This window comes from Kribbella sp. NPDC056861, assembly GCF_040687575.1.
GTDB lineage: Bacteria > Actinomycetota > Actinomycetes > Propionibacteriales > Kribbellaceae > Kribbella.
In genome coordinates this window covers 533,309-551,693 of the sequence record NZ_JBFBNQ010000003.1, presented here as the reverse complement: position 1 = coordinate 551,693, position 18,385 = coordinate 533,309, and the positions used below count along the sequence as shown (strand labels likewise).

Annotated in this window: 17 protein-coding genes; 10 read left to right on the top strand and 7 right to left on the bottom strand. The window is 67.2% G+C overall.

The features are described from left to right. The first annotated feature begins 5 nt into the window (after window positions 1-5). Complete coding sequence (locus AB0P21_RS16385; protein ID WP_363697387.1) at window positions 6-1,157, top strand: alpha-hydroxy-acid oxidizing protein; 1,152 nt, start codon at window positions 6-8, stop codon at window positions 1,155-1,157. Next, window positions 1,154-1,810, top strand: coding sequence for an HAD family hydrolase (locus AB0P21_RS16380; protein ID WP_363697386.1), 657 nt, complete (start codon window positions 1,154-1,156; stop codon window positions 1,808-1,810). Before AB0P21_RS16385 ends, AB0P21_RS16380 begins: the two co-directional genes overlap by 4 nt. Here the strand turns inward: AB0P21_RS16380 and AB0P21_RS16375 are convergent. Beyond that, on the bottom strand, window positions 1,807-2,544 hold the full coding sequence (locus AB0P21_RS16375) for a D-Ala-D-Ala carboxypeptidase family metallohydrolase (protein ID WP_363697384.1): 738 nt from the start codon (window positions 2,542-2,544) through the stop codon (window positions 1,807-1,809). The genes AB0P21_RS16380 and AB0P21_RS16375 overlap by 4 nt on opposite strands. Window positions 2,545-2,776: 232 nt before the next feature. On the opposite strand from AB0P21_RS16375, the gene AB0P21_RS16370 reads away from it, so the two are divergent. From AB0P21_RS16370 to AB0P21_RS16355, 4 genes are all read left to right on the top strand, one after another. After that, complete coding sequence (locus AB0P21_RS16370; RefSeq protein WP_363697382.1) at window positions 2,777-3,283, top strand: SigE family RNA polymerase sigma factor; 507 nt, start codon at window positions 2,777-2,779, stop codon at window positions 3,281-3,283. Further along, the gene (locus tag AB0P21_RS16365; RefSeq protein WP_363697381.1) at window positions 3,280-4,680 is read left to right on the top strand and encodes a hypothetical protein; all 1,401 of its coding nucleotides are present in this window, start codon (window positions 3,280-3,282) and stop codon (window positions 4,678-4,680) included. The genes AB0P21_RS16370 and AB0P21_RS16365 overlap by 4 nt, the downstream gene beginning before the upstream one ends. A 66-nt stretch (window positions 4,681-4,746) precedes the next feature. Beyond that, window positions 4,747-5,256: a SigE family RNA polymerase sigma factor gene (locus AB0P21_RS16360; RefSeq protein ID WP_363697380.1), complete on the top strand. Its 510-nt coding sequence runs from the start codon at window positions 4,747-4,749 to the stop codon at window positions 5,254-5,256. Continuing rightward, window positions 5,253-6,707: a hypothetical protein gene (locus tag AB0P21_RS16355; protein ID WP_363697378.1), complete on the top strand. Its 1,455-nt coding sequence runs from the start codon at window positions 5,253-5,255 to the stop codon at window positions 6,705-6,707. Before AB0P21_RS16360 ends, AB0P21_RS16355 begins: the two co-directional genes overlap by 4 nt. Before the next feature lies 1 nt (window position 6,708). On the opposite strand, the gene AB0P21_RS16350 is transcribed toward AB0P21_RS16355, so the two are convergent. Continuing rightward, the gene (locus tag AB0P21_RS16350) at window positions 6,709-7,461 is read right to left on the bottom strand and encodes a TIM barrel protein (protein ID WP_363697376.1); all 753 of its coding nucleotides are present in this window, start codon (window positions 7,459-7,461) and stop codon (window positions 6,709-6,711) included. A 107-nt stretch (window positions 7,462-7,568) separates the two neighbouring features. On the opposite strand from AB0P21_RS16350, the gene rarD reads away from it, so the two are divergent. Beyond that, window positions 7,569-8,477, top strand: a complete 909-nt coding sequence (gene rarD / locus AB0P21_RS16345; protein WP_363697374.1) for an EamA family transporter RarD — start codon at window positions 7,569-7,571, stop codon at window positions 8,475-8,477. Window positions 8,478-9,085: 608 nt separating this feature from the next. Here the strand turns inward: rarD and AB0P21_RS16340 are convergent. Further along, window positions 9,086-9,385, bottom strand: coding sequence for a hypothetical protein (locus AB0P21_RS16340; RefSeq protein ID WP_363697372.1), 300 nt, complete (start codon window positions 9,383-9,385; stop codon window positions 9,086-9,088). A gap of 141 nt (window positions 9,386-9,526) precedes the next feature. On the opposite strand from AB0P21_RS16340, the gene AB0P21_RS16335 reads away from it, so the two are divergent. The 3 genes from AB0P21_RS16335 to AB0P21_RS16325 all read left to right on the top strand — a co-directional run bounded on the left by AB0P21_RS16335 (window position 9,527) and on the right by AB0P21_RS16325 (window position 12,311). Next, a complete protein-coding gene (locus AB0P21_RS16335) occupies window positions 9,527-10,957 on the top strand; it encodes a hypothetical protein (protein ID WP_363697370.1) in 1,431 nt (476 codons plus the stop codon). A gap of 217 nt (window positions 10,958-11,174) precedes the next feature. Beyond that, entirely contained in the window at window positions 11,175-11,651 is a 477-nt protein-coding gene (locus AB0P21_RS16330) for an Rrf2 family transcriptional regulator (RefSeq protein ID WP_363697368.1), read from the top strand. 72 nt (window positions 11,652-11,723) lie between these two features. After that, complete coding sequence (locus tag AB0P21_RS16325) at window positions 11,724-12,311, top strand: AAA family ATPase (protein ID WP_363697366.1); 588 nt, start codon at window positions 11,724-11,726, stop codon at window positions 12,309-12,311. 54 nt (window positions 12,312-12,365) lie between these two features. Here AB0P21_RS16325 and AB0P21_RS16320 read toward each other — a convergent pair whose 3' ends face one another. From AB0P21_RS16320 to nuoL, 4 genes are read right to left on the bottom strand one after another with little or no spacing between them, the layout of a single operon-like run. Next, the gene (locus AB0P21_RS16320; RefSeq protein ID WP_363697364.1) at window positions 12,366-13,382 is read right to left on the bottom strand and encodes a polyprenyl synthetase family protein; all 1,017 of its coding nucleotides are present in this window, start codon (window positions 13,380-13,382) and stop codon (window positions 12,366-12,368) included. Next, window positions 13,379-14,962, bottom strand: coding sequence for an NADH-quinone oxidoreductase subunit NuoN (gene nuoN, locus AB0P21_RS16315; RefSeq protein WP_363698435.1), 1,584 nt, complete (start codon window positions 14,960-14,962; stop codon window positions 13,379-13,381). The genes AB0P21_RS16320 and nuoN overlap by 4 nt, the downstream gene beginning before the upstream one ends. 26 nt (window positions 14,963-14,988) lie before the next feature. Continuing rightward, the gene (locus AB0P21_RS16310) at window positions 14,989-16,512 is read right to left on the bottom strand and encodes an NADH-quinone oxidoreductase subunit M (RefSeq protein WP_363697363.1); all 1,524 of its coding nucleotides are present in this window, start codon (window positions 16,510-16,512) and stop codon (window positions 14,989-14,991) included. After that, the gene (nuoL, locus tag AB0P21_RS16305) at window positions 16,509-18,380 is read right to left on the bottom strand and encodes an NADH-quinone oxidoreductase subunit L (protein ID WP_363697362.1); all 1,872 of its coding nucleotides are present in this window, start codon (window positions 18,378-18,380) and stop codon (window positions 16,509-16,511) included. Before nuoL ends, AB0P21_RS16310 begins: the two co-directional genes overlap by 4 nt. Window positions 18,381-18,385 lie beyond the last annotated feature (5 nt).

Here is an 18,385-nt window from a genome sequence, read left to right as displayed (position 1 = left end):
CCAGCATGGCGAACTACGGCGACCACCAGCTGAGCATCTACGTCCAGGGGATGTTCCAGAACACCCGGCCGGAGATCACGACGGATCTGTCCCGGCTGGAGTCGCAGGCGGCCGGAAGTCTGTCGGCCGAGGCGATGGGGTACATCGTGCCGAGCGCCGGCAGCGGCTCGACCGCCCGCGCCAACCTGGCCGCGTTCGACCGGTGGCGGATCGTCCCGCGGATGCTGCGCGGCAGCACCGAGCGTGACCTGTCCTGCACGATCCTCGGCACCAAGATGCCCGCGCCGGTGCTGATCGCGCCGGTCGGCGTCCAGACGCTGGCCCACCCCGACGGCGAGCTGGCCACCGCGCGAGCCGCCAGCGCGCTCGGGCTGACCTACACGCACTCCACCCAGGCCAGTCACGCGTTCGAGCAGATCGAGGCGGACAGCAAGTGGTACCAGCTGTACTGGCCGACCGACAAGGACGTCTGCCTGAGCTTCCTCCAGCGCGCCAAAAACAACGGGTACTCCGTCCTGGTGGTCACCCTGGACACCGGCACGATCGGCTGGCGCCCGGCCGACCTCGACCGCGGTTTCCTGCCGTTCCTCAAGGGCGAGGGGCTGGCGAACTACTTCACCGACCCCGCCTTCCAGGCCAAGCTCGCCAAGCCGGTCACCGAGGACCCGACGGCGGCGGTGATGCACTGGGCGCAGATGTTCCCGAACGTCGGACTCGGCTGGGACGAGCTGTCCTTCCTGCGCGACAACTGGGACGGCCCGATCGTGCTGAAGGGCATCACCTCGGTTGACGACGCCAAGCTCGCGGCCGAGCACGGCATCGACGGGCTGGTCGTGTCCAACCACGGCGGCCGCCAGGTCGACGGCGCGATCGCCGCCCTGGACGCCCTCCCGGCGATCGCGGACGCGGTCGGCGAGCAGGTGACGATCCTGTTCGACTCGGGCATCCGGACCGGCGCCGACGCAGCCAAGGCGCTGGCGCTGGGCGCGAAGGCAGTCCTGCTCGGCCGCCCGTTCCTGTACGGTCTCGCTCTCGCGGGCCAGGCCGGAGTCGAGCACGTACTGCGCTGCCTGCTGGCCGAGCTCGATCTCACCCTGGCCCTGTCCGGCTACGCCAACCACCGCGAACTCAACCGGGACTCGGTGACCTCCGCGTGAAGGCGGTCATCTTCGACCTGGACAACACCCTCTTCGACCACACCGCCTCGGTCACCACCACCCTGCGCGGCTGGCTCCCGACGCTGGCCGGCGTGGAGCTGACCGACGAGCTGCTGGCCGCCTGGTTCGAGGTCGAGCAGCGCAACTTCGACGCCTGGCTGGCGGGGCAGCTGGCCCACCAAGGTCAGCGCCGCGGCCGCTTGCGCGACTTCCTCCCGGTGATCGGCCAGCCGGTGCCGGCCACCGACGAGGAGCTGGACGAGGTCTTCGCGGGCTTCCTGAACCTGTACGAGCAGAGCTGGGCCGCCTTCCCCGACGCCGAGCCCGCCCTGAAGGTTGCCAAGAGCAACGGCTGGCGGATCGGCGTACTGACCAACGGGGCAACCCTGCAGCAGAACGCCAAGCTGGCGGCGATCGGGCTGGCTTCGTATATCGATGCCGTCGCGACCTCGCAGAGCCTGGGCTTCAGCAAGCCGGCTCCCGAGGCATACCTGTTGACCTGCGAGGCGCTCGGCGTCGATCCGGCCGAGACCTTGATGATCGGCGACAACCTGGAGCTGGATGTGGTCGCCGCCCGCGCGGCCGGTCTCAGTGCCGAGCACCTCGACCGGCCGGCGGGCATCACGCTGCTTCAGTTGGTCCCAGCGGTCTAGATCCCGCAGTTGGGGGCGGACCAGAAGTTGCTGGTACGGATGTCGATGTGGGCGTGGTCGTCGTGCGCCGGGTAGCCGGGGCCGAGGATGCCACCGAAGCCGTGGTACCGGGCCTGCTTGGCGATCGTGCAGAACGAGTGCACCCCGACGACGTCGGCGGACCGGCCGTACAGGTGCTCACTGTTGCTCGCCCCGCCGACCGACCGGTTGCACGGAATGCTGCGGAAGCCGCTGCTGATGTTGAGCGACTTGTCGCCGAGCGCGTGCCGCAGCGCCTCGAGCTGCCACATCGTCTGCAGCGCGTTGGCCTTGGTCGCCGCCTCCGACAACGGACCGCCGTCGTACCCGGAACCGCCACAACCGTCGTCGAGCTCGGCATAGGTGAAGTGGATCGGCGTGCAGTCGTCGTCCTGCAGCGCGTAGAACTTGCTGAACGTGGCCGCACCCGCGACACCGTCGGCCGCCAGCCCGTACGCCTGCTGGAAGCGAACCACCGCCGCCTTGGTGGCCGGACCGAAGACGCCGTCGGTGGCGATGTGAGCGCCGTACGCCGGATAGCCGGCGACCCGGATCTGCAACTGGCGGACGTCTTCGCCGCTGGTGCCCTGGCTGAGGGCGCGACCCCAGGTGTAGCAACCGTCGGCGTACGCCTTGGTCGCGGTCACCGTCTGGGTGGTGATGGTGGCGCCGAGCATCGCGGCGAACAATGCCAGGATGGCCAGAATTCTGGGCAAAGGCCTAGAAAAGTGTTTCGTCATCGAAGTACCTCCGGGTCGCATTTGGGGCGAAACGCGCCTGTCACCGGTAACTCTCGCGTCACTATCCACCCTCTGAACAGACCTCGGGTGAAACTTTTCGACGAACAGTGTGTTTCGGGCAACCGATCGGCAGACCCCGGTGGTCCTCCATGATGTGACCATCGACGACAGCACGCTCACACTGCGTGCACGGGGAACGGGGCGACCGGTGACGGCTGCTGAGGGGTTCGACGCGTTCGTGCTCGCGCGATCCCGCAAGCTGCTGCGGACCGCCTACCTGCTGACCCAGGACCACGCGCTGGCCGAAGACCTGGTGCAGACCGCCTTGGCCAAGGCCTGGTTCGCCTGGTCCCGGATCGAGGGCGGCGACCCCGAGCCGTACGTCCGCAAGATCATGGTCAACACCTACGCCTCCTGGTGGCGCCGCCGCTGGAACGGCGAACAGCCGACCGACGAACTGCCGGAGTACGCAGTACCGGCCAGTGGGGTCGAGCGCACCGACATCTGGCAAGCACTCCAGCGACTCCCCCGCCGGCAACGCGCGGTCGTCGTACTGCGTTACTACGAGGACCTCTCCGAGGCCGAGACGGCCCGGGTCCTCAACTGCAGCCCCGGCACCGTGAAAAGCCAGACCAGCAAGGCGTTCGCCAAACTGCGCCTCGACCCGGCCCTGCTGACCACCGACCCCGTCGCTGACCGGGAGGCCACACGATGAAGCTCACCGACCTGCGCGACGAACTGACCACCCGCGCCAACACGACCGACGAGACCCCGGATCTGCTGGCCGGGGTACATCGCAAGATCACCCAGACCAAGCGCCGGCGGATGGTAGGGGCGGCCGGGATCGCGGGCGGAGTGGCTGCGATCGCCGCGTTTGCTTTCGTCCTCCCGAGTCTGACCACCTCAACCCCGGCCCCGGCGAGCGATGTACCGCGCGACTACGTCAAGGACGGCATGGTCCTGCACGGCCTCGAAGGCAAGGACCAACTGGAGAAGGGCTGGATCGGGGACAAGGGCCAGGGCACGCTCGCCTTCAGCTGGACACCGAAGGCCCAGGCCACGAGGTTCGTCAACTACTGCGTCAACGACCGGGGCATCCCGCGGTACGCAACCGTCACGATCAACGACTATCTCGTCGGCACCAACGACTGCGGCACCGACCAGGACTCACTCGGTGGCGGAACCAGCGTGCTGGCCGACAACGCGCTGTGGCTGGTCGCTCCGGCCGGAAAGCCGGCCCGCGTCGTCGTCCAGCTCACCGACGGCAACGGCCGCTCCGTGCAGGACCCGGGGACTCAAGTTGCCCTGGGCATCTACCGGACCGCCTTCGAGCCGGTCCCGGCGCCACCGACCCAGGCGCCGCCGACCTCCCCCGACGACTACGTCAAGGACGGCATCCGGTACCGCGCCAAGATCGGCGGCGACACCCTGCTCGCCGCCGGCATCGCCGACCGCGGCAAGAACTCGGTCGAGTTCAGCTTCACGGCGACCGGCGGGCCGATCAGTGTCACCGACTTCTGCACAGCGTCGAGTCCCGGACCCGAGGCGCAGTACCAGACCAGCATCAGCTTCAACGGTCAGCAGGTCAGCAGCGGCTCCTGCACCGGTGCGTCGACCGACGCCGGCGTCGGGACCAGCTTCATCCCCGGCCAGTCGCCGCCGGCTGGGCAACGGGTGACGGTGTCGGTGCGACTGGAGGACAAGGCCGGCAAGCCGATCACCAAGCCGAACGACTGGATCGGTCTGGGCATCTACGCCAAGGGCAAGCAGCGGGTCGTCGGCGACACGTTCCTGGACGAGGTCAGGGAGTACAACGGCCGCAACTACCGACTCGCCGACCTGAAGACCGCCGAGGCCCGGACCGCACGGCAGCTCGAGCTCGCCACCCCCGCGGACAAGCCGTATCTGGTCTCCTACGGATCGAGCACGCTGGCCGGCGACGCCGCCCAGGTCAGCGTCACCGGCCTGAGCACAGGGACCAACAACACCGCCGGCGGCATCGGCACAGCCGGCGAGGGGCCTCGCCCGGCCGGCACCGTCAAGCTCGAACTGTCCGCCGGCAAGTTCACCGCCGGCGTACTCGTCCTCGCGCTCTACCTGCCCGCCGACTGAAACCCGCATGCAACCATCCGCCCCGCTCACCCGCTCTTGTCGAATGTGCACACGACCAGGGCCGGGATGAGCGGGCCGGCGGACTTCGAGAGGTTCGCGAGTACGCAGTACACGGCCTTGCTGCGTACTGCGTACCTGCTCACCCAGAACCGCGCCTCGGCCGAGGACCTGGTGCAAGCCACCCTCGCCAAGTGCTGGCTGGTCTGGAAGCGGATCGAGGCCGACGACCCGATGCCCTATGTCCGCCGCACCATGGTCAACACCTACACCTCCTGGTGGCGTCGCCGCTGGAACGGCGAGTACCCCACCGAGCAACTCCCCGAGGTGACCGACCCCGGCGCCCAGTCCGGCGTCGAGACCAGCACCGACCTGTCCGAGGCCCTCCGCCGCCTCCCCAAACGGATGCGAGCCGTCATCGTGCTGCGCTTCTACGAGGACCTCACCGAAGCCGAAACAGCCCGGCTGCTCAACTGCTCGGTCGGCACGGTGAAGAGCCAGACCAGCCGGGCCCTGGCCAAGCTGCGCATCGATCCCAGGCTCTTCGACCACAGTCCGGCAAAGGAGGGACGCGCATGAATCTCGACGACCTCCGCGCCCAGTTGCAGACCCAGGCCACCGAGATCGACTCCACCACTCCGGTGCCGATCCCCACCATTCGCCGCCGGACCACGACGCTCAGACGCCGCCGGGCAGCGACCGCCGTCGCCGGCGCCGCGGCAGCCGTGGCGCTGGTCGTCGGCGTTCTCCCCAACGCCGTCAACAACTCGGCGCCGGACCCGGCCAAGCCGCCGGCGAACTACACCCGGGACGGCATCGTCATCCCGGGCGCGATCGGCTCCGACTGGCTGGACAAGGCCGAGATCGCCGTGCCCGGCCGCAACACGCTCGAGTTCGACTGGACACCGACGAGCACCAGTGTCACCTTCCGCCCGTACTGTCGGACGACAGCGACCAGGGATCAAACCGTCAGGGTGACGATCAACGGGCGTCTGGTCCTGGACGAAGCCTGCGACGACACCGGCGGTTCACCCAGGCACCTCAAGTCGGTGCCGTCGGACCACACGCTCTGGCTTCAGGCGCCGCCCGGCCAGGTAGCGAAGGTCCGCGTCTTCGCGCAGGACCTGTTGTCGGGCGAGGAGGACGGTTCGACGGCCGGCCTGGCGCTCGGCATCTACCGATCAGTGGACCAGCAGAAGGACCCCGCTGTCGCCGGACTCCCGGTCCGCACGCCGGCGGCTGATCCTGGCGACTATGTGAGGGACGGCTTCAGGTTCCCTGCAAAAGTGGCCGGCGACCCCCTGATCAAGGCAGTGATCGGCGACCTGGGGACGCAGAAGCTGACACTGCGCTTCCAGGCCGTCAACGCGGCCACCGGTCTGCGGCCGTTCTGCACCGCCAACGATGTCTACGTTCCCGACGAGTTCTCGCTCAAGGTCAGCATCAACGGCCGAGGAGGCGATCCGGTGCCTTGCAGCGGCAGACGCGGAGAGCTCGCCCAGGATCCCCGCGGACCGAGCCGGATCACGACCGCGCCGGGCCAGACGGTCGAGGTGACCGTGCAGGTGGTGGACTCAGCGGGCAAGACGGTGATCGGCATCCCCGACCTGCGCATCGGGGTCGGTGCCTACAGCCTTGCCCCGCGCCGGTTCGTCGAGAGCCTCGACGGAACTGTCGAACTCAGCAACGTGATCGAGTACGGCGGCTACACCTACAAGGTGGGGCACGTGCGGACGGCCGGTGCGGCGACGAGTCGCAAGGTGACCATCGAGACCCCGGCGGACAAGCCGTATCTCATCGCCTACGGCGGCCACAGCCTGGACAAGGTTGCCCTCAAGGCGAAACTGACCGGGCTGAAGCCGGAACTCGACGTCGATCTCGGGTCACCCGAGCCAGGCACCGGGCTGGGCGATGGCCCTAGCTCGACCTACGGCCAGCCTGCAGGCCCCGCCGGAGAGGCCACCTTGAGCATTGTCGACGGGCAATCCAGCAAGGGCCTTCTATACCTCGCCATCTACGTCCCCGAGTGACCTACACCCAGCTGTGCAGCTTCGCGGCGTCGGTGGAGAACTGGTCGACCGAGTCGTCGGCCACGAACTCCAGCAGCGCGTTGATCTCGCGCGGTTCCTTGGCCAGCCTCGCGAGCACCGGCCGCCACAGCGACTCGCGCCCGGCCAGTGGTAGCCGGGTATTGGACGGCCACCACGAGAACACATGCACGGTCGACAGCCAAGGCATCAACGACTCCAGTTGAGCCAGGCATTCGTCGTCGCTCAGGTCGACCGGCGGTTGCCAGTACGTCGTGAGGTTGGGCGCGCCGACGTCGAGCAACAGCGTGATGGTCGAGTCGACCTCGTCGGTCAGGGTGCCGCGGTGGAACTCCATCGCGATCTCGATGCCCGCGCCCGACGCCACGTCGGCAAGCTCGGCGAGACCTCGGGTAACCGCCATCCGGTCGCCGACGCCGGCGTCCGCAGTACCGACTGTTCCTGCCCACACCCGGATCCGGGGTGCGCCCAGCTCGGCGGCGGTGTTGACCGCGGTACGGATCTCCTCGCGGTCGACGCTGCCGGCCCGGAGGTAGGAGCCGTACGCCGCGATGGCCAGGCCGTTCGCCTCGCACAGCTCGCGGGCCTTGCGGGCAGCCGCCAGGTCACCGAGCGGGACGTGGACGTCGCCACCCCACTCGATCGCCGCCAGCCCCGCCTTCTTGGCCACCTCGACGACCTCGTCGACGGCCAACTGCCGGAACGTCACCGAGACCAGACCGGTCCTTGCGCCCACGCCGTACCTCCTCTGTCCTGCCTCTATCCAACCTCATGCCCCAAGTCCGTCTCACGTCATGAGCAAACTGCATTGACACCAATGACAAAAGTTCTAGACTCGCAACCGTGCCAGAACAACGGAGAGGGTTCGTGTTCGGGCTGACGGCGTACCTGCTGTGGGGGCTGTTCCCGCTCTACTGGAAGCTGATCGACTCCTCCGGCGCGGTCGAGCTGCTCGCCCACCGGATCCTCTGGTCGCTGGTCACGATCGTGGCCCTGGTCCTGGTACGCCGCCGCTTCGGCCAGGTGCGCGCCCTGCTCGCCGAACCCCGCCGCCGCTGGCCGCTGATGGCCGGCGCAGTCCTGATCTCGATCAACTGGGGCACGTACATCTGGGGCGTCAACCACGACCGCGTCGTCGAGACCTCACTCGGCTACTTCATCACCCCGCTGTTCACCGTCCTGCTCGGCGTGATCATCCTCAAAGAACGCCTCCGCGTCGCCCAGTGGATCGCGGTCGGCATCGCCTTCCTGGCGGTCGTCGGCCTGACCATCGAGAACGGCCGCCCGCCATGGATCGCGATCATCCTGACCTTCTCGTTCGGCTTCTACGGCCTCCTGAAGAAGCAGGCCGGCGCCGGCGCGATCGAGGGCATGGCGATCGAGTCCGCAACCGTCGCACCCCTGGCCCTGATAGCGATCCTGCTACTCGGTGCCCACGGCAACTCAACCGTCACCCACCAAGGCCCCGGCTACCTGATCCTGGTCCTGCTGACCGGCCCGATCACCGCAGTACCGCTACTCCTCTTCGGCGCCGCCGCAACCCGGGTCTCGATGACCACCCTCGGCCTACTCAACTACATCGCACCGATCATGCAATTCATCGTCGGCGTACTCGTCTTCCACGAGAAAATGACCCCGATGCGCTGGGGCGGTTTCGCGCTGGTCTGGCTGGCCTTGGTCATCTTCACCGCCGACAACCTCGCCCGGCGGCGCAGAGCTTCGCGGTTGGCGCCTGCTGTTTTGACTGGGTAGTTGCTGGTACTGCGTACGCCACGCCGGCTCCTTCGTCGCCTGCTCCCCACCCCCAGCTACCTCGCTCCTTCGTCGCTCGTCCCGCTGCCATGACAGCACTGACGCGGCGGTTAGCCCTTAGCCGACTGACTCCTGGCTGGCGGAGTCTCCCCAACTCGCCGCCTCTGCTCGCGACGAGCGGCGTCACGCTTCTCCTCGAAGGCGAGCAGGTCGCGCAGCTCGATTCGACGATCTGGGCCGGCATTGTGAAACGGGATCTCGCCAGTGTCGAGGAGCCTGCACAAGTGATTGCAGCTCATGCCGATGCGCAAGGCCGACTCGCTCGGCGTCAGATCCTGGCCGCTCATTAACCTCAGACTCCACCAATCCACATCTCGTAAAACAGTGTCTCCGTTCCTAGCGCAGCGTTTTATCATTAACAGATCCGCGACACCGACGCTCCACAAACTCTCTTTGGAACGGCTGGCGCAGAGCGGACTCGCCCTCCACGCCGCGCCAGCCGGTCTTGAGGTCCCTGCCCAGACAGCCAGCAGATACAGGGGTCGGGGCACCCGGACAGGGACGAAAGCGACGGCATCGACAGGACAGGTTCCTCCGATGCCGCCAGATCAGGGAGATTCGAGAACCATCACGCGCACCCCAGCAGCGCGTTCGAATCTGTCGTTCATCTCCAACGGGGAGCCGAGCACGGCGAGGTGCAGACGGCTCGGCAGCACGATCGCGTTCACCTGATAGCGATCCACCGACTCCATCAGCGCGCCGAACGCCGCTGGTGAGGTTTCGGATCTCTCGACATAAACGAAGCCCATCGTGAAGCCCTCCGCGTGCGCGAAGGCAGCCATCTGGCGCTCCAAATCGTCCACCTGGCCATCGGTCACGAGTAGCCCGCGGCACAGGTAGCCGAGCATCAGCGGCCTGCTGCAGTCCTGCGATGCCCTCGTGTCCATGAGACCAGTGAATACTGGTGTGGCCGTTCCCAGAATGCAGCGACAGTGCAGTTCTGATGCACTGCCAGTGCAGTGCCGTGACCTCAGGGAGGACGTCACCCGATGGATGTAGTTGACCTATGGACTGGTCGGCGAGCGTCAGCCCTACGCGCCTCGCTGCGGATGACGAACGAGGCCTTCGCAGCTCATCTCGGCGCAGCGGTCCGCACCGTCGCTACCTGGGAGGCCAAGCCGGATATGGTGCTGTCGGCAACAATGCAGGAAGTTCTGGACAGTGCTCTCAAGAGTGCGGGCGAGGACGTTCACCGCCGCTTCGCGATGATCCTCGGCGACACAGCAGCCGAGCCCGTCGTGCGCAGTACGACGCGTCCCGCACCGGAGGCAGCGGTCGAGGCCAGCCAGCAGGCCTGGCGGAAGGTCCGCCGGCACTTGACCGAGCAGGGCATCGACCTAGCCGCGCGCACAGCCGACCTGTACGACGCCGACCTCCGAATCGATCACATGCCTGCGCTCAGCATCCCGGCCTGGCTTCCGCCGCAACCTGTACTTCTGGACGAGGTCACACTTCGCTGGAACGAATCTCCACCAAAGCCTCGCCTCACCGGCAGGGAAGCAGAGGCCCGTACTGCGCTACCTCTGCGATCCCCGGGCAACGCGTTTGCCAACTACACCAGCGCAATCCGATACCTCCGACCACCTGCCCTGTTCGAGAACCGGAGCAGCTACCGCCTCCTGGACGTCGACTGGTCAGGCGGCCGCGGCGTGATGACCTTCGGTTTGTCCACCTTCTTCGACAAGCTCGATGTCGGCGAAGTACTGGCCCACGAAGCCGGCGTCGCCGACCTCTCCGGCGACCTGACCTGGAAGCAACTGCCGTACCGATCCTTGCTAGGCGACGCCTTCGACCTCTCCAATCGCGCAGTCAACCCAGGCATCAGCACCCTCACGATCCGGCGGGACACCACGACCGGCGAGGGCACCTTCTTCCTGCTGCGCCGCGACCCCACCCAGGTCACCAACGGGAGGCACTACAGCCTGCTCCCCGCAGGCGAGTTCCAACCCGCCAGCATTTCGCCGCGCAGCCTGGCTGTCGACCTCGATATCTGGCGCAACATGGTCCGCGAGTACGCCGAAGAACTGCTCGGCCAACCAGAACACGACGGTAGCGGCGGCACTCCCGTCGACTATGAGGTCTGGCCGTTCTACCGAGACATGGCCGCGGCCCGCCAGGCTGGCAGCATCCGCCCTTTCATCCTTGGCGTGATCCTCGATGCCCTCAGCCTCAACGCCGCGATCGCGACCGCCACTGTCATCGACGACCACGTCTTCGACACCCTGTTCCGCGACCGAGTCACCACGAATCCCGAAGGCGAAGTCATCACCTCCCTCGGCAAGGACAAGTCGATCCACGGCCTGCCCTTCGACGAGGAAACCGTCACCCGGCTCGTCACCCACGAGCCCCTTGGCCAAACCAGCGCCGCCTGCCTCACCCTTGCTTGGACACAGAGGGCAGTACTCCTGGATCTCGATTAAAGACCGACGGTTCATCCGGTTGGACCGCACCGACGAGCGGCCATGTTGCACCGAGCCGCGAGACAGCCATCTGAGACCACCCTGTTCTCACGGCAGCGGGACGAGCGACGCAGGAGCGAGGGAGCTGGGGGGTGGGGAGCAGGCGACGAAGGAGCCGGCGCGGGCGTCACACCAGTTGACTCCCAAATCCTGGACATCTAACATCTAGATAGTGAAGATGAACGAAGGTGTGGAGTGGGCGATGCACAGTTGCGTCAACCTGTGCTTCATCCCCGGGCAGGCGGTCACCGCCAAGCGACTTGCCGCGTTCTACGAACTGCCAACCGCCTATCTGAACAAACAACTGCAGGCACTGAGCCGCGCAGGGATTCTCAGTTCGACGTCCGGTCCCAAGGGTGGCTTCCAGTTGGCCAAAGCTCCGGAGAAGATCAGCATGCTCGACGTGGTGGTGGCGATCGACGGGGCTGAGGATGCCTTCCGGTGCACGCAGATCCTCAAGGCGGGACCAGGGGCGAAGGCCTCGGTCGACTATCGCAAGTACTGCGTGGTCTCGCAGTCCATGCGGAAGGCGGAGCTGAGTTACCGCCAGGAGTTGGCCGGTAAGACCATCGCCGACCTCGTCGAGCAGGTCATCCAGCTCGATCCCAACGCACCCGAGAACACCCGCAACTGGTTCGCCAACCTCAAGTCCTGAGGTCTCAGCGGATTCTCATTTCGCTCTCAGAGGAGCACGCGATGATCGGGGGAACGCCGAAGGAGGCTCCCTGTGACCGCGTTATTGATCTCGCCGACCGACCGCGACATCACCGAGTTCCGCTACCCGCGCAACTCGCTCGTCGTGCTGGCCGGGGTGCCCGGCGCCGGTAAGAGCACCCTCCTGCGCAGGCTGTTCCCAGACGCGACCAGCGACATAAAGGTTCTCGACTCCGAGCCTATCCGCGATCGCTGGAAGCCAACCCTGCAAGCGATCCCGTACTCCGTATGGCGTCCGCTACTCCACCTGCACTACTACGCCCTCGTCCTGCGTGCCATCAAAACCGACGGCCCGCTGGTGATCCACGACTGTGCAACCAAGCCACTCGCGCGGCAGCTCATCGGGCGCGCGGCCAGACAGGCCGGCCGCCCGGTACACCTGATCATGCTCGACGTACCAGCCGACCTGGCCAAGCGAGGCCAGCACGCGCGTGACCGCGTCGTCCGGGAAGGCAGCATGGAGACCCACAACCGCCGCTGGCCGGTACTCCGTGATCTCGCGATCACCAACCCGGGTCGCGTGATCCCCGGCGCCGCCTCGGCGGTGATCCTGACCCGCGACCAAGCAGATCGGCTGGCCAGGATCACCTTCAGGCCGTAAAACCCAACAAAAGAAGCCCGCGGAACCAGTCAGGTTCCGCGGGCTCCAAAAACATCAGATCGAGCGAGTGACCACCAGATCGCACAACGACTCCAGCGCAGCACGCCCGGAGCCGGCCGGCAGATCCTCGAGCAGCTTGCGAGCATCATCCGCACGACGCCGTACGTCGTCCTCGGCCTGCTGCAGCGCCGGGTGCGCACGCAGCAACTCGAGCGCCTCAGCCAACCGGCCGTCGTCGCTCAGGTCGGAGTCGAGCAGCTCGAGCAACCGCGCGTCGGCCGGCAAGGAAGGATCGGCCTGGGCGCGGAAGATCAGCACCGGCAGGGTCGGAACCCCTTCGCGCAGATCCGTGCCCGGCGTCTTGCCGGACTCCTCGGACATCACGTCGAGGATGTCGTCGGCCAGCTGGAACGCCTGGCCGATCTCCTCGCCGAAGGCCCGCACCGTCTCCTGTACGTCGGCCGGCGCACCCGCGAACTTCGCCCCGAACAGCGCCGAGGTGGCGATCAGCGAGCCGGTCTTGTCCGCGACCACCGACAGGTAGTGCGCGAGCGGGTCCTGACCTTCGGAGACACCGAGGGTCTCCCGGATCTGGCCCTCGACCAGCCGGCCGAAGGTGCGCGACTGGATCCGGACCGCCTCGGGTCCGAGCGATGCGACCAGGTCGGAGGCACGGGCGAACAGCCAGTCGCCGGTCAGGATGGCGACCGAGTTGTCCCAGCGCGCGTTGGCGCTCTCCTCGCCGCGACGCAGCGCGGCCTCGTCCATCACGTCGTCGTGGTACAGCGTGGCCAGGTGGGTCAGCTCGACCACCACGGCCGAGTCGACCACCTCGGACGCGTCCGTGTCCGGGCCGAGCTCAGCGGCCAGCAGGGTGAGCAGCGGCCGGAACCGCTTGCCACCGGCAACCATCACGTGCTGGGCGGCCTCGGTGACGAACGGGGCCTCGGACTGCGCGGAGTCGCGGAGCGCCTGCTCGACCCTCTCCAGCCCAGCGCGAACCCGGGATTCGAGCGCCTCGTCGGCGAACGCGAATCCCAGGCTCTCGGCCGGCAGCGGGGTGGGGCTCACCGGATGAACTCACCCGCGCGGGCAGCCAGGTCGAGCACCGGTCCGGGAACCAGACCGAGCACCACCGTGGCCGCCAGACCCAGGGCGACGGCGGTCGTGGTCTGCCAACCCGGCAGGGCCACGTCCGGCGCGTCAGCCGGCAGGTCGGAGAAGAACATCAGCACGATCACGCGGACGTAGAAGAACGCGGCGACCAGGCTGGACAGTACTGCGACGACAACCAGCGGCCAGGCGCCACCCGTCCACGCGGCGCTGAAGACGGCCCACTTGCCGGTGAAGCCCGCGGTCAGCGGGATACCGGCGAAGGACAGCAGGAAGAAGGCGAAGATACCCGCCAGCAGCGGCGACTTCTTGCCCAGTCCGGCCCAGCGCGACAGGTGCGTCGCCTCGCCGCCCGCGTCGCGGACCAGCGTGACGAGCGCGAAGGCTCCGATGGTCGAGAAGCCGTAGGCGACCAGGTAGAACAGCACTGCCTGGGTCGAGGTGATCGCACCGCTGCGCACCCCGCTGCCGGACTGCGCGAGCCCGACGAACGCGGTCAGCAGGAAGCCGGCGTGCGCGATCGACGAGTAGGCGAGCATCCGCTTCACGTCGGTCTGGGTCAGCGCCACGATCGAACCGACCACCATGGTGAGGATCGCGACGATCCACATCATCGGGGCCCAGTCCCAGCGGGTGCCGCCGAGGGCGACGTAGAAGACCCGCATCAGGCCGATGAACGCGGCGATCTTGGTGCAGGCGGCCATGAAACCGGTGACCGGCGTCGGGGCGCCCTGGTAGACGTCCGGCGTCCACGAGTGGAACGGCACGGCGCCGACCTTGAACAGCAGGCCGACCCCGATCAGGCCGGTACCGGCCAGCACCATCGCGTCGCCACCGGTCTTGGTGGACAGCGCGTCGGAGATACCGGGCAGCGACATGGTGCCGGCGAAGCCGTAGAGCAGCGCGATGCCGTAGAGCAGGAAGGCCGAGGCGAAGGCGCCGAGCAGGAAGTACTTCATCGCGGCTTCCTGCGAGATCAGCCGGCGACGACGCGCCAGCCCGCAGAGCAGGTACAGCGGCAGTGAGAAGACCTCGAGCGCGACGAACAGCACCAGCAGGTCGTTCGCCGAGGCGAACAGCATCATCCCGCCGACCGCGAACAGCGTCAGCGGGAAGACCTCGGTGTGCTCGACCTTGAGCGCGGTGCCCTGCCGCTCGGCCTCACTGCCCGGTACCGCGGCAGCCTGGCCGGCGAAGGCCGACAGCCCGCCGTCGACCGAGCGCTCCGCGAACAGCAGCACGCTGATCACGGTCAACGCGAGCAGGGTGATCCAGGTGAACAGCGCCGGGCCGTCCACCGAGATGGCGCCCTGCGCCGCGACCAGCTTCTTGTCGTCGACCATCAGCAGCATGGTCAGCACGGCGGCGACCACCAGGCCGACCAGCGCGATCGCCAGCTGGACCACGTGCCGCATCGCGCGCGGCAGGAACGCCTCGGCGAGCACCCCGACACAGGCCGCGCCGAAGATGACGAGCAGCGGAGCAAGCTCCGTGTACTCGATCTTCGGGGCGACGAAGTCTGCCAGCGGCGTCGACATCACGGCCTGCGGCAGCAGCTGAAAACTCACTTCTGTCCCTCCGTCACGGGAACCTGCGGGGCCGGGTCGGTAACGCCCACCCGCTGCATCGTCGACTCGACCGCCGGCTTGATGATGTCGACCACCGGCTTCGGGTAGATGCCGAAGCCGATGATCAGCACGACCAGCGGCGCGATCGCGAACACCTCGCGGAAGTTCAGGTCCTTCAGCTTCTCGATCCCGTCCCGCACCGGGCCGGTCATCAGGCGTTGGTACATGATCAGGATGTAGAGCGCGGCCAGCACGATGCCGAGCACCGCGATCACCGCGATCACCTTGTGCTTGCTGAACGTCCCGGCCAGCACCATGAACTCGGAGATGAACGGCGACAGGCCGGGCAGCGCCAGGCTGGACAGGCCGGCGAACAGGAAGGTGCCGGCCAGGACCGGAGCCACCTTCTCGACGCCGCCGTAGTCAGCGATCCGGGCCGAGCCGCGGCGCGAGATCAGGTAGCCGGCCACCAGGAACAGCGCCGCGGTGGAGAGGCCGTGGTTGAACATGTACAGCGTCGATCCGGTCAGGCCCTGCGAGGTGAGCGCGAAGATGCCCATCACGATGAAGCCGAAGTGCGAGATCGAGGTGTACGCGATCAGCCGCTTGATGTCGGTCTGGCCGATCGCCACCAGCGCGCCGTACAGGACGCTGATCAGGGCCAGCACCAGGACCACCGGGGTGGCCCACTTGGAGGCCTCCGGGAACAGGCCCAGGCAGAACCGGATCATCCCGAAGGTGCCGATCTTGTCCAGGATGCCGACCAGCAGCACCGACGTACCCGGCGTCGCCTCGGCGGCGGCGTCCGGCAGCCAGGTGTGGAACGGCACCATCGGCGCCTTCACCGCGAAGGCGAAGAAGAAGCCGAGGAACAGCCACCGCTCGGTGTTCTGGCTCATGTCCAGCTTGACCAGGTCGGTCAGCAGGTACGACGGGTCGCCGTTCTTGGCCGAGATGACGTAGAGGCCGACCACGGAGGCCAGCATCAGCAGTCCGCCGAGCAGCGAGTAGAGCAGGAACTTCACCGCGGCGTACGAGCGCTGCGCGCCGCCGAACCCGCCGATCAGGAAGTACATCGGGATCAGCGTGGCCTCGAAGAACACGTAGAACAGGAACACGTCGGTAGCGCTGAAGACGCCGATCGACAGTGCTTCCAGGCCGAGGATCCAGGCGAAGAACGACTTCTCGCTCCAGCGACCGGTCTTCGCGTCGTTCCAGGAGGCGAGCAGCACGATCGGGGTGAGCAGCGCGGTGAGCACCACCAGCACGATCCCGACGCCGTCCAGCCCGAGCGCGTAGTGCGCGCCGAAGGCCTTGATCCAGGTGTACTTCTCCTCATAGTCAGCTGCACCGTTTTGGTGATAGCCGATCGCGATCACGATGGTCAGTGCCAGCGTGACGACGGAGAAAGCCAGCGCAACCTGCTTGGACAGCAGCGCCTTGGCCTTCGGCACCGCCATCGTCGCCAGGGCTCCCACGAAGGGCAGGAGCAGCGTCAGGGTCAGCCAACCGATTTTCACGACAACCTCACCGCGAGGAGAGCGACGACCACGAATGCGGCGCCGAAGACCATGCTGAGTGCGTAGGAACGAACGAAGCCTGTCTGGATCCGGCGCAACCGGCCGGACAGACCGCCGAAGAGCGCGGCCAGCCCGTTGACCGAGCCGTCCACTCCGCGGTTGTCCAGCCAGACCAGGGTCCGGGTGAGGTACTGGCCCGGACGCATCAGGACCGCCTCGTTGAGCGCGTCGCCGTACAGGTCACGGCGGGCGAAGGTGGTGGCCGGCGAGACCCGGGCAGGCGCCTCGCGCGGGATGTCGCGGCGGTACAGCAGCACCGCGATGACGATGCCGACGGCAACGACCGCGAGGGTGATCAGGGTCATCACCAGGGCGCTCACCGGCGGGTGGTGCTCCTCGTGCCCGACCACCGGCTCCAGCCACTCGACGATCCAGTGACCGGCGAAGTAGAGCGCGCCGCCGCCGAGCGAGAGCGCCGCCAGGATGACCAGCGGACCGGTCATCGTCGCGGGCGACTCGTGCGGGTGCACGTCCTTCTCCCAGCGCTTCTCCCCGAAGAACGTCATCAGCATCAACCGGGTCATGTAGAACGCGGTGATCCCGGCGCCGAGCAGCGCGCACAGACCGATCACGATGTTGTCCGCGAACGCGGCCTCGATGATCTTGTCCTTGCTGAAGAAGCCGGCGAACGGCGGGATGCCGAGGATCGCCAGGTAGCCGAACGCGAAGGTCGCGAAGGTGACCTTCATGTACTTCGCCAGGCCGCCGTAGTGCCGCATGTTCACGTCGTCGTTCATCCCGTGCATGACGGAACCGGCGCCGAGGAACATGTTGGCCTTGAAGAAGCCGTGCGTGATCAGGTGGAAGATCGCGAACACGTACCCGGCCGGGCCGAGACCCGCGGCGAGCATCATGTAGCCGATCTGGCTCATGGTGGAGCCGGCCAGCGCCTTCTTGATGTCGTCCTTGGCGCAACCGATGATCGCTCCGGCCAGCGCGGTGACCGTACCGACGATCACCACCGCGGTGGACGCGGACTCGGTGACCTCGTAGATCGCGTGCGAGCGGACCACCAGGTAGACGCCGGCGGTGACCATCGTCGCCGCGTGGATCAGCGCCGACACCGGGGTCGGGCCCTCCATCGCGTCCAGCAGCCAGGACTGCAGCGGCACCTGCGCGGACTTGCCGCAGGCCGCCAGCAGCAGCATCAGGCCGACCAGCGTCGCCCAGGTCTTCGACATGCCCTCGGCGCCCGCGTTCACGGTGGCGAAGGCGGACGAGCCGAACAGCGCCCACATGCTCATCACCGCGAGCGACAGGCCGATGTCACCGACCCGGTTCACCACGAACGCCTTCTTCGCGGCGGTCGCGGCCGACGGCTTGTGCTGCCAGAACCCGATCAGCAGGTACGACGCCAGACCGACGCCTTCCCAGCCGACGAAGACCAGCAGGTAGTCGGCCGCCAGCACCAGCAGCAGCATCGAGGCGATGAACAGGTTCAGGTACCCGAAGAAGCGGCGCCGCCGCGGGTCGTGCTCCATGTAGCCGATCGAGTAGATGTGGATCAGCGAACCCACACCGGTGATCAGCAGCACGAACAGGATGGACAGCTGGTCGACCAGCAGGGTCACATCCACGTGCACGTTGCCGACCGAGAACCACTCGAACAGCTTGACCGTCTCGGACCGCTCTTCGCCGTGCCTGCCCTGCATCTGGAAGAACAGCAGGACCCCGCAGACGAACGAGGCCAGCGACGCCGCGGTCCCCAGCAGGTGACCCCACTTGTTGGTGGCTTTGCCACCAAGCAGCAGGATCGCCGCGGAGACCGCCGGAATCGCGACCAGCAGCCACGTCAGCTCATGACTCATCGGTT